At 69.9% G+C, this 10,533-nt stretch carries 9 protein-coding genes and 1 pseudogene; 8 read left to right on the top strand and 2 right to left on the bottom strand.

Annotation, left to right across the window (positions count from 1 at the left end; translation table 11 throughout):
- From ND748_RS04555 to ND748_RS04540, 4 genes and pseudogenes are all read left to right on the top strand, one after another.
- A pseudogene (locus tag ND748_RS04555) lies at window positions 1-201 on the top strand (LLM class F420-dependent oxidoreductase); the annotation flags it as partial.
- A gap of 61 nt (window positions 202-262) precedes the next feature.
- Entirely contained in the window at window positions 263-1,126 is an 864-nt protein-coding gene (locus ND748_RS04550) for an SDR family NAD(P)-dependent oxidoreductase (RefSeq protein ID WP_251744252.1), read from the top strand.
- A 105-nt stretch (window positions 1,127-1,231) separates the two neighbouring features.
- Window positions 1,232-1,726 (top strand): nuclear transport factor 2 family protein, encoded by a 495-nt coding sequence (locus ND748_RS04545; RefSeq protein WP_251744251.1) that lies wholly within the window; start codon window positions 1,232-1,234, stop codon window positions 1,724-1,726.
- Complete coding sequence (locus tag ND748_RS04540; RefSeq protein WP_251744249.1) at window positions 1,723-2,907, top strand: cytochrome P450; 1,185 nt, start codon at window positions 1,723-1,725, stop codon at window positions 2,905-2,907. The genes ND748_RS04545 and ND748_RS04540 overlap by 4 nt, the downstream gene beginning before the upstream one ends.
- A 141-nt stretch (window positions 2,908-3,048) precedes the next feature.
- On the opposite strand, the gene ND748_RS04535 is transcribed toward ND748_RS04540, so the two are convergent.
- Complete coding sequence (locus tag ND748_RS04535) at window positions 3,049-4,254, bottom strand: ABC transporter substrate-binding protein (protein ID WP_251744247.1); 1,206 nt, start codon at window positions 4,252-4,254, stop codon at window positions 3,049-3,051.
- A 701-nt stretch (window positions 4,255-4,955) separates the two neighbouring features.
- Between ND748_RS04535 and ND748_RS04530 the strand changes: the two genes are divergently transcribed.
- Genes ND748_RS04530 through ND748_RS04520 form a run of 3 tightly spaced genes read left to right on the top strand, consistent with a single transcriptional unit; the run spans window position 4,956 to window position 7,513 of the window.
- Window positions 4,956-5,942 (top strand): ABC transporter ATP-binding protein, encoded by a 987-nt coding sequence (locus ND748_RS04530; RefSeq protein WP_251744245.1) that lies wholly within the window; start codon window positions 4,956-4,958, stop codon window positions 5,940-5,942.
- Window positions 5,939-6,733, top strand: coding sequence for an ABC transporter permease (locus ND748_RS04525; RefSeq protein WP_251744244.1), 795 nt, complete (start codon window positions 5,939-5,941; stop codon window positions 6,731-6,733). Before ND748_RS04530 ends, ND748_RS04525 begins: the two co-directional genes overlap by 4 nt.
- A 12-nt stretch (window positions 6,734-6,745) precedes the next feature.
- Complete coding sequence (locus tag ND748_RS04520; protein WP_251744243.1) at window positions 6,746-7,513, top strand: MerR family transcriptional regulator; 768 nt, start codon at window positions 6,746-6,748, stop codon at window positions 7,511-7,513.
- A gap of 65 nt (window positions 7,514-7,578) precedes the next feature.
- On the opposite strand, the gene ND748_RS04515 is transcribed toward ND748_RS04520, so the two are convergent.
- A complete protein-coding gene (locus ND748_RS04515) occupies window positions 7,579-9,228 on the bottom strand; it encodes a class I adenylate-forming enzyme family protein (RefSeq protein WP_251744241.1) in 1,650 nt (549 codons plus the stop codon).
- 189 nt (window positions 9,229-9,417) lie between these two features.
- Between ND748_RS04515 and ND748_RS04510 the strand changes: the two genes are divergently transcribed.
- Window positions 9,418-10,344, top strand: coding sequence for a LysR substrate-binding domain-containing protein (locus ND748_RS04510; protein ID WP_251744239.1), 927 nt, complete (start codon window positions 9,418-9,420; stop codon window positions 10,342-10,344).
- Window positions 10,345-10,533 lie beyond the last annotated feature (189 nt).

The raw sequence follows: 10,533 nt of genomic DNA, 5'->3' as shown, positions 1-10,533 counted from the left end.
ACGCTGGTCGTGCGGGTGCCGTTGCCACCGGTGCCCGACGCGGCCGGCGGGATCGACGCGGCCCGCACCGTCGCCGGCGCCGAGGCCTACCTCGAGGCCGGGGCGACCATGGCCGTCGCCGGTCCCAACCACCGTCTGCGCTCGGCCGCGGAGGCCGACGAGCTGATCGAAGGCCTTGCGGCCGCGGCGAAGACACTCTGAGCGGCCACTTCGTCACGTCTGTTGCGCGGGTCCGTCGGAAGATCCAGGATCGGAGATCATCATGAGTCTGCGGGGGAGGGTGGCACTCGTCACCGGGGCGGCGTCGGGCATCGGCGCCGCGACGGCGAGGGTGCTCGCGGCCGACGGGGCCAGGGTCGTCGTCGCCGACATCGACCAGCAGGGGGAGGCGGTGGCGAAGGAGATCGTCGCGGCCGGCGGCGAGGCCGTGTTCCAGCGGGTGGACGTGCGCCGCCGCGACGAGGTGCGGGCGGCCGTCGCCGCCGCCGAGTCCACCTTCGGTCACCTCGACACGGTGATCGCGAACGCGGGCACCGTCGGCGGTCCGGCCGTGGCGCGCCGGCTGGAGGACCTCGACGAGGAACGGTGGACCGCCATCCTCGACATCAACCTCGCGGGCACCATCCGCACCTTCGCCGCCGCCGTCCCGGCCCTGCGCCGCGCGGGCGGCGGGGCGATGTCGGCGACCGCGTCGATCGCCGGACTCACCGGGGTGGCCGGGCAGGCCGCGTACAGCGCGTCGAAGGGCGGCATCATCGCCGTCGTGCGGGCCCTCGCCTTCGAGCTGGTCGCCGATCGGATCCGGGTCAACTGCGCCTGCCCGGGCGGGGTCGCCACCAACCTGTTGGCGAACACCGACGTGCTGCCGGTGCTCATGGCCCAGGCCGAGGCGCAGGCCCGCGCGGACGCGGCGCCGGCCACCGCGCCCGCCACCGCGTCGGCCTCGGCCGGACCGGTCGGCGGGCCGGGGGCGCAGGCGCTGATGAACCGGGCCGCGGACCCGGTGGAGGTGGCCCGGGTGCACCGCTTCCTGGTCTCCGACGAGGCATCGCTCGTCAACGGGCAGGCGGTCGTCTGCGACGCCGGCAGCTCGGTGGCTAACCTCTGGATGGTCATCGACCGCTGATCCGGGACACTCGCCGCTCGGGCGAACTGCCGCTCGGGCGAACCGGTGCTCGGACGAAACTGCTGCTCGGGCGAAAACGCTGATGGGACGAAAGGGAGAGGCTGCATGCCTGACTTACCGGACGACCGCGGGCCGGCCGAGATCGGCTGGCGCGCGGGCACGGTCCTGCACCGCTACTGCCGGGCGATCGACCAGGGTGACGCGGGCGCCCTGCGGGAGGTCTTCGCCACGGACGCCGCCCTCGTCGTGGCCGCCGCGACCGTCGATGGCGGCCCGGGACGCGAGCAGGTCTTCACCGGGCGCGACACCGTGGTGGCCATCCTCGCCTCGCTGTTCGACCAGCGGCAGTGGGCCCGCCACCTCGTGTCCAACCTGCTCGTCGACGTGGAGCTCGACGGGTCCGTCGACGTGCGCAGCTACTTCCAGTACTGGCTGGGCCGGGCCGACGGCACCGCCCACGGCGTCGGCGACTACCACCTGACGATGCGCGAGGCCGACGGCCGTCTCGCGATCACGACCCTCGCGGCGACCATTCTCCAGGAGATCACTCTGCCCGCCGCGGCCCCGGCCGTCTCGACCGCAGGAGCAGCGACGGTATGACGACCCTGGCAGCCGAATCGATCGACCTGTACTCGCTGGCGAGTTTCGAGCACGGGCATCCGCACGGGCTCTATGCCCGGTTGCGCGAGCACGACCCCGTGCACTGGAACGACGAGCCGAACGGGCCGGGCTTCTGGGCCGTCACCCGCTGGGCGGACATCCGCGCCGTCAACCGCGACGACGAGAACTTCTCCCACTGGCCGGTCTCCATGATCGAGGATTTCATGGAGACCGAGGACAAGTCGATGGTGAACCTCGACCCCCCGCTGCACACGGTGATCCGGCGTGCGGTCGTCCCCGGGTTCATGCCCTCGGCGGTGCGCCGGCGGATGACCAACTTCGTCGACGCCGCCGAGGCGATCGTCGCCGAGATCCGCCCGGCCGGCGGGTGCGATCTCGCCGTGGACGTGGCCGGGAAGATCGCCGCCTACGTGACGGCCGACGTGCTGCGCATCCCCCGCGAGGACGCCGTGCGCCTCTACGAGTACATCGAGATCGGCCTCGGCGGCGGTGCCTATACCGAGCAGGAGCGCCAGGGCGCGACCGAGGCGTTGATCCGGTATTCGATCCAGGTGTGGGAGGACCGTCGGGCCAACCCCGGCGACGACGTCTGTTCGATGCTCGCGGCCTGCGAGGTGGACGGGGCGCCGATGAGCCTGGAGAACTTCTCGGCGAACATGACCCTGCTGATCGTCGGCGCCGGTGACACCACCCGGCACCTGATCGGCGGCGGCCTGCACGCCCTGTTCACCCATCCTGACCAGCGCGAGCTTCTGCAGGCGGACCTCGACGCCCGGATGCCCGCCGCCGTCGAGGAGATGCTGCGCTGGGTCACGCCGGTGGTGTACAACCGCCGCACCGCCCTGCGCGATGTCGAGATCGGCGGGCGGACGATCAGCGCCGGCGACAAGGTGTGCGTCTACTACGGCGCCGGCAACCGGGACCCGGAGGAGTTCGCCGACCCGGAGCGGTTCGACATCACCCGCTCGCCCAACCGCCACCTCGCCTTCAGCGGTCTCGGCCAGCACTTCTGCCTCGGCGCCCACGTGGCCCGGGCGGAGGCGATCGCGATGATCACCGCGCTGCTGCGGGCTTTCCCCGCCATCCACCCCGTCGGGGAGATGGAGTGGACCCGGTCGAACTTCGTGATGGGCCCCGCGCACCTTCCCGTCACCTGGTAACGACATCGGTGCCGCAATGACATCGGTGCCGCCTGACATCGGCGCCGCCTGGCGCCGGCGAGGGGCGGCGTCGTGCGGCGCAGGTGAGGGCGAGCCCTCCCCGGTCGGATGGCCGGGGAGGGCTGCCGGTGGGGCGGATCGCTACTGGGTGATCTCCCGTCCGCAGCGGTCCCGGTCGACCACGTCGAAGGCCGTGCCCGTCGGGTTGACCTGGACGAACGAATAGCAGTTCGTCGTCCTGCCGAGCCCGGTGGCGAAGTCGACCGGCGCGATCAGACCGTCCGCGTCGTAGTGCGTCACCGACCGCAGCCCGTCGATGAACGCCCGCCGGGTGGGGCAGGGGCCGGCCGCCTCCAGTCCGCGGATGAACATGTCGGTGTCGACGTAGGACATCAGCGCGAAGTCGTGCTGCGCCTGCGGGATCTGGGGTGCGAAGCGGGTCACCGCCGTCTCGTAGGTTTCGACGGCGGCGCCGCCGAGTTCGAACGGGCGGTAGAAGACGGGAATGACGAGCCCGGCCATCTGCGCACCCGCGGTCGCCAGGAGCTGCCGGTCATAACCGGTGACCGCCAGGACGAGCCCCGGTTGCCGACCGGTGCCACGCAGGGCGTGTAGCACCTGGAGGTAGTCGGGCGGCTGGATGAGGAAGATGACCGTGTCGGCGCCCGATTCGACGATCCGCCGCGCGGTGTCCTCGGGATTGTCGGCCTGCGACGAATAGCTCAGGATGCCGGCGAGGTCGAGCCCGGCGGCCCGGATGCTCTGGTCGTATTTCGAGGTGAGCTCCGAGACGCTCGCGGACAGTGCGGCCTGAACCAGCAGGACGCGTTTTCCGCCGCGGTTGTGCACGAAGGTACCGAACGTGTCGACCGCGTTCCCGTCGGTGTAGGAGAACGAGAACATGTTCCGGTAGTGCGACCAGATGTCCTCGGTTGCGATTCCGGTGACCGGAACGCCGCGGTCGGCGAGGTACTGGGCGCTGCCGCTGGCGGAGAAGGAGGATTCGATGACGCCGAAGACGTTCTGCCGTTCCACCAGGGTGCGGGCGCCCTGGATGTTCGCCTCGGCGGTCCCGCGGTCGTCCTGCCAGTCGTAGACGATCTTCCGGCCGTGGACGCCGCCGTGCTCGTTGGCCAGGCCAAGTCGGGCGTCGATGCCGGCCCGGGAGGAGCTGAAGGTGGGGGCGAGAACCCCCGAGTCGGGATAGAGCAGACCGATCCTCACCTCGTTCGGGGTGACCCCGGGACTGTCGCACGCGGCCGCTTCCGTCCCCTGGGACGTGCAGCCGGTCAGCGTTGCGACGGCGAGCAGGACCAGCGCGGGGGCTAGGCGGTAACAGCGGCGCATAAGAGGGGGAACTCCGGGGTCGGACGGTCTTCCGAGGAAAAGGCGTGGGCCGGTTCGCCATGCGTCCGGCCGAGCGGGCCGGACCCCGCAATGCGGCCGCGCCGGAATGCGGCGCCGGCGGCCGCCGGGCGGGACCGTGGGATGGGTATCGAACGGGTATCCGTCATTTCGGCAGCTTAGGGTGCCGTAACCAGCGGGTAAACCAATATGCCGGCGCGGCCTGTCGGGTTCTTCGGACCGGCCACCGGCCACCGGCCGGCGTCGCCGGACAAGCGGGGGCTTGTGCGGATCGAGATTGTGCGGGGCCCGAAAAGTGAACAGGCTGAACACGGCCGGCTCGTCTGACAACGCACCAACGACTGGAAGGACTGCTCGTGGACAACCACGTGCGGTCTCTTCTTCGGCCATCGGCACGCCGAGCCTGGCAGCGTCACCAGAAGAGCCGGCTGGCGAGAGGCCGCCCCGGACGCCGCGCCGTATCCGTTGGTCGCGATCTCACGGCTCCCGGGATCTAGCTGGGCGCGGGGCGGGAGCCGTGGTGGGTGGCGTCCGGGTCCGCTGGGTGTGGCCAGGTGATGGTGATGCGGGCGGGCTCGGGGCTCGGTCGAGGGTCCGGCCCGGTGGCAGGCCGTGGTCCGGGGTGCCGAGGGGGTGGGCAACGGCTTGACCTTGCCCCTGGGTCAGGGTTCCAGCATGGCGGCATGACCGCTACCGACCCCGCGATCGAGGTCTCCGGACTCACCAAGTCCTACGGCGACCACACCGTGCTGGACGGCGTCGACCTGACCGTCCCGGGGGGCGCCGTCTACGCGCTCCTGGGACCCAACGGCGCCGGCAAGACGACCGTCGTCAACATCCTCGCCACCCTGCTGACCCCCGACGACGGCGAGATCCGCGTCGCCGGCTTCGACGTACGACGCCAACCCGCCGAGGTGCGCGCCGCGATCGGTGTCACCGGGCAGTTCTCGGCGATCGACGAGCTGCTTACCGGAGCTGAGAACCTGCGGCTGATGGCCGACCTGGCGCATCTGGAGCGGGCAAGGGCGACCACCGCGGTGACCGTGATGCTGGCGCGCTTCGACCTCGTCGACGTGGCCGACCGGCGGGCGCGGACCTACTCGGGCGGGGAGAAGCGGCGGCTGGATCTGGCGATGACGCTCCTCGCCCGGCCTCGGCTGATCTTCCTCGACGAGCCGACGGCGGGTCTCGACCCGCGCAGCCGCCGCGACCTGTGGGCCATTGTGCGCGAGCAGGTCAGCGACGGCGTGACGGTGCTGTTGACGACGCAGTACCTCGAGGAGGCCGACCAGCTGGCCGACCGGATCGGGGTCCTCGACAACGGCCGCCTGGTCGCCGAGGGCACGGCCGCCGAGCTGAAGCGACGGGTGCCCGGCGGGCACGTGTCGGTGCAGTTCCACGCCACCGTGGGGCTGGCCGCGGCAGCGGCGGCGCACCCGGCGGCCACCACCGACGCCGAGGCACTCACGCTGCAGGTGCCGAGCGACGGCAGCATCGCCGGGCTGCGCCGCGTGCTCGACGGGCTCGACGACGACGGCGTCGCCGGCCTGACGGTCTCCTCCGCCGACCTCGACGACGTGTTCCTCGCGCTCACCGGCCGCGCGGCGAAGGTCCCCGCAGCCGAGGTGCCCGCAGCTCAGGCGCCCGCAGCCGAACGGATCCCCGCATGAGCGCCTCCTACACCGCCCGTGACTCGGCGACGATGCTGCGACGCAACCTGCTGCACATCCGCCGCTATCCCTCGTTGTCGATCATTCTGGTCGCCCAGCCGATCGTGTTCCTGCTGGTGTTCGTGTACGTGTTCGGCGGGACTCTGGGCGCCGGCCTGCCGGGCCAGGATGGCGGCGCAGGCCGCGGGGACTACCTCGTCTTCATCACGCCGGGCATCCTGTTCATGACCGTCGCCAGCGTCGCGCTAGGCACCGCGATCTCGACCGCGACCGACATGACCACCGGGATCATCGCCCGGTTCCGCGCGATGAACATCGCCCGGGTGTCGGTGCTCACCGGCCACGTCCTGGGCGCTGTCATCAGGACCGGATTCGCCGTGGTCGTCGTGACGGCGTTCGCGTTCCTGCTCGGATTCCGCTCCGACGCCGGACCGCTGCGCTGGCTTGGTGCGATCGGGCTGCTGATCCTCATCGCGTTCTCGCTCACCTGGCTGACCGTCGGCCTGGGCCTGGCGGCGGACAGCGTCGAGACGGCCAGTAACACCCCGCTGTTCCTGATGATCCTGCCGTTCGTCAGCAGCGCCTTCGTGCCGACCGACGCGATGCCGGCCGGGCTGCGCCAGTTCGCGCAGCACCAGCCGTTCACCCCGATGATCGACACCCTGCGCGCACTCGTCACGGGTGCTCCGACCGGCTCCGAGCTGTGGTTCTCGATCGGCTGGTGCGTCGCCATCGCTTTACTCGGCTACCTCTGGTCGCGTCGGCTGTTCCTCCGCGTGCCCGCGAAATAGGAGACTGGCGCGGTGCTCACGATCAGCCAGCTGGCGTCCTACGCCGGCGTCACCGTGCGCGCGGTGCGGCATTACCACGCCAAGGGTCTGCTGCCCGAGCCGGAGCGCGACCACTCCGGCTACCGGCGCTACGGCGCCGCGGCCGTCGTCGAGCTCATCAGGATCCGGACACTCGCCGACGCCGGTGTGCCGCTCGCGCGCGTCCGCGAGCTGTTGGCCGCCGGCGAGGAGGAGTTCGCCGCCGCCGTCGCCGACATCGACCGGCGCCTGCGCGCGGAGATCAGACAGCGCCAGCGGCACCGCGAGCGGATCGCGCAGCTGGCAGCCGGGGACAACCTGGCCCTGCCGCGGGAGGCGGTGGCGTACCTCGACCGGCTGCGTGAGCTCGGACTGCCGGACCGGATGATCGAGGGTGAGCGGGACGCCTGGATCCTGGTGGCCGCTCAACACGCGGAGCAGATGTCGCTCTACATGAAGCTCAAGCAGCAGCAGCTCGACGACCCGGCGACGGTCGACCTCTACCGCGATCTCGCCGCGATGATCGACTGGGCGGCGGACGACCCACGAGTGGCGGCCGTGGGCGACCGGCTCGCCGCACTGCTCGAGGCCGCCGATGCCGAGGGAGGGGAGAACCACGACCAGGAAATGACCGACGAGCTCGCGGAACTCCTCGACTCGGTCTTCCTCGACTCGGTGCCGATCGCCCGTCGGCTCATGGGGCGGCTCGAGGAACGCGGCTGGCGCGGCTGGACGAAGTTCGAGCGGATCGATCCGACGTAGAGCTGTCATCGACGTGAGTGGTTGTCTGCGACCGAGTGTGTACGCGACCGGTCTCGTCAGGCGGCTCAGTCCGACCTTGCGACCTCGCTCAACATGCTGACCAAGAGTCGTCGGTCAATCTTGGTCGACGACAGAATGGGTAGATCCGCCGGTTGGATGATTTTTATCACCCGCGGGATCTTGTATTCGGACAGCGTGCTGCGCAGCGATCGACGGATGTCCTCCGCGCGCAGGGCGACTCCGCCCCGGGCGACGACGATGGCGCCGACGATGCTGACCCGCTGCGGGTCGGGCACGCTGACGACGATCGCCTGTTCGATCCCCGGGAGGATCGCCAGAGCGGCCTCGACCTCGCGCGGGGAGACGTTGGCACCCGACGATTTGATCATGTCATCGAGTCGGCCGTGGAAGAAGATGTGGTCGCCGCGGTACGAGCACAGGTCACCGGTGTGGTACCAGCCTGCGGCGTCGAAGCAGGCTTCGCGTACCTGCTTCACGAACCCGGCCATGAGGGCGTCGCCGCGGACGAGCAGTTCGCCGAGCGCCTCCGGGGCGACGTCCATGCCGCTGTCCGGGTCGATGAGGCGGTGTTCCATCCCGGGCATGACCGGCCCGAGTGTCCCGGCGAGTTCGTCGGGATAGTCGGGGTGCGAGACGGTGTGCGGGCCGGCGGTCTCCGTCATGCCGAGGGCTATCCCGAAGACCTGGTTGCGCGGTCGCTGGCCGGGGGGCAGCGCGGCGAGGAGGTTGCCGCCGCGTAGGGCGCTCAGATCGCGCCGAGGGAACGACGGATCGGTCTCGAGCGCGGTCAACAGATGGGGCCAGCCGGTGAGGTAGGTGACGCGCTCTCGCTCCAGGAAGTCGAGCAGCGCCGAGCCGGTACTGCCGCTTCCCAGCAAGGTGCAGCCGACGTGCATGGCGGCCAGGACGGTGTACGTCAGGCCGCCGACCCAGAAGAACGGCATCGGGGTGAAGACGCGATCGTCGCGCCGGTACGGCATGATTGCGCCGAGCTTCGCGGCCTGGCGCATGAAGCCGTTGTGCGTGTGCATGGCGCCCTTCGGCGCGCCGGTGGATCCCGAGGTGTAAATGATGCTGACGGGATCGGCCGGCGACACCTCACCCTCGATCGCCGCCAGTAGTTCGCGGGAGACACCGCTCGGCGCCGACAGATCGAGAGCGCAGGCCCACGGCGGTGCCGAAGACCCCCACACCCAGACGCCGCGGAGATAGGGAGCGTCGCGCAGCCGCAACGCACCGCCGGACTCGGCGAGTCCCTCGACGGCGCTCTCCAGGCTGGCGGGGTAGTCATGGTTTCTGTAACGGTCCGTCGTAACCAGCAGCGCAAGGTCGGCGTGCCGGATGACGGACCCAAGCTCGGTGCCGGTGGACAGCGTGCTGATGGGTACGGCGACAGCTCCGATGCGGACGATCGCCAGCCAGACAATGATGAATTCAGGGCTGTTGGGGAAGATCATCCCGACCCTGGTTGCCTTTCCGACCCCTGCCGCCACGAACTGGCCGGCCAACAGCGCGGAGCGCTCGTCGGCCTCCCCGTAGGTCAGCCGCCGGGCATCGAACACGCACAGCTCGCGCGCCGGGTGGTGGGTGCTGCAATGGCGGAGCAGCGCAGGCACGGACGGCTCGACATCCGCGACGCCGGTCCAGTCGGCAACGCCGCTCATGTCGCCGTAGAGGTCTCCTAGCCGGTGCACGGGCAACGCCCTTTCTGTCCTGATCGATCGGAGCCGGAGCCGGAGCCGGAGCCGCAGCCGCAGTTGCAGTTGCAGCCGGGTCGGAGCCGCAGTAGGAGCCGCAGTAGGAGTCGCAGTCGGAGCCGGAGCCGGGGTCGAGGCCGCGTTGGCGTGCCAGCTGACTGCCGTCGGCGTATGCTCGACAGTTCTATGGCCGTCGAGTTACATCATCTTCGTCATTTCGTCGCCGTGGCCGAGGATCTCAACTTCAGTCGGGCCGCCCGTCGGCTCTGTATTGCACAGCCCGCGCTCAGTCAGTCGATCAAGCGGCTCGAGGTCTCCCTCGGACTTGAGCTCTTCGTGCGTTCGCGCACCAATGTGGAGCTGACGCCTGCCGGTCAGGCATTCTTCGTCGAGACGAAGGCGACGCTGCTGCAGGTGGACCGTGCGGAACTGACCGCACGAAGGGTGGCTTCGGGGGAGCAGGGAAGCCTCCGGTTAGGTTATGTCACCCCGGCGGTGTTCGAGGTCCTGCCGGCGATTATCCGCAGCTTCAGCCGTGAGTCGCCGGACGTCGAGGTGATCTTCGAGGAACTTTCGGTAGAGGATCAGCTAGAGAAACTTCGAGGCGGCGAAATCGACCTTGGGATCATCATGGGCCGACGCGAGCTGCCGCCGGCAGTCGAACTCCACTTCATCGGTCACGTCGACGTCGCGGCGGCTGTGCCGTCGACGTGGCCGCTGGCCCGCCGCCAGCAGATTCGACTGACGGACCTGCACCATCAGCCACTCATCATGGTGCCCCGCGAACGACACCCGGACATCTATGACGACTTCATGTCCGCCTGCCGTCGACTGGGATTCTCGCCGACCGTCGCGCACCGAACCTCGAACCCGATGACGACCCTCAGCCTGGTGGCCGGCGGGATGGGCATCGGGCTCGTTGCGGGCGCGTCCACGAGTTTCTGGGTACGCGACGTGACGATAGTGCCCATCGTGGACTCGCCGGGGGACCCGATCGCCCGCAGCATGTTCGTCGCCTGGATTCCTCGTGCCCAGAATCCTGCCCTGGAGCGATTGCTGTCGAGTGTCATGGCACTGCCGCCCGCCACCCGACCACAGCGACACGAGGCATAAGTCCCTTCGGCCGGTGTTGTCGACGAATCGTGTCATCGCGACCGCAACACTCTCACCGAGTGCCGCCTGCGTCCAATATCAATCGTGTCGATATCCATACCGGCCACGTATGAGCGCGCTCCCGCTCCGGCCGGCAGGTGTCGGCGCCGTCATACGTCAGCGATATCAGGGTACACGGAGGTCATATTG

Source organism: Frankia sp. AiPs1 (assembly GCF_023716945.1).
In the GTDB taxonomy this organism is placed as follows: domain Bacteria; phylum Actinomycetota; class Actinomycetes; order Frankiales; family Frankiaceae; genus Frankia.
The sequence above is the reverse complement of the archived record's forward strand: the minus strand, read 5'-3'. Positions and strand labels throughout refer to the sequence as shown.

Excerpts from the sequence above, each read along its gene's own strand:
- ND748_RS04550 (WP_251744252.1), top strand. The coding sequence starts at position 263 with ATGAGTCTGCGGGGGAGGGTGGCACTCGTCACCGGGGCGGCGTCGGGC.
- ND748_RS04545 (WP_251744251.1), top strand. The coding sequence starts at position 1,232 with ATGCCTGACTTACCGGACGACCGCGGGCCGGCCGAGATCGGCTGGCGC.
- ND748_RS04540 (WP_251744249.1), top strand. The coding sequence starts at position 1,723 with ATGACGACCCTGGCAGCCGAATCGATCGACCTGTACTCGCTGGCGAGT.
- ND748_RS04535 (WP_251744247.1), bottom strand. The coding sequence starts at position 4,254 with ATGCGCCGCTGTTACCGCCTAGCCCCCGCGCTGGTCCTGCTCGCCGTC.
- ND748_RS04530 (WP_251744245.1), top strand. The coding sequence starts at position 4,956 with ATGACCGCTACCGACCCCGCGATCGAGGTCTCCGGACTCACCAAGTCC.
- ND748_RS04525 (WP_251744244.1), top strand. The coding sequence starts at position 5,939 with ATGAGCGCCTCCTACACCGCCCGTGACTCGGCGACGATGCTGCGACGC.
- ND748_RS04510 (WP_251744239.1), top strand. The coding sequence starts at position 9,418 with ATGGCCGTCGAGTTACATCATCTTCGTCATTTCGTCGCCGTGGCCGAG.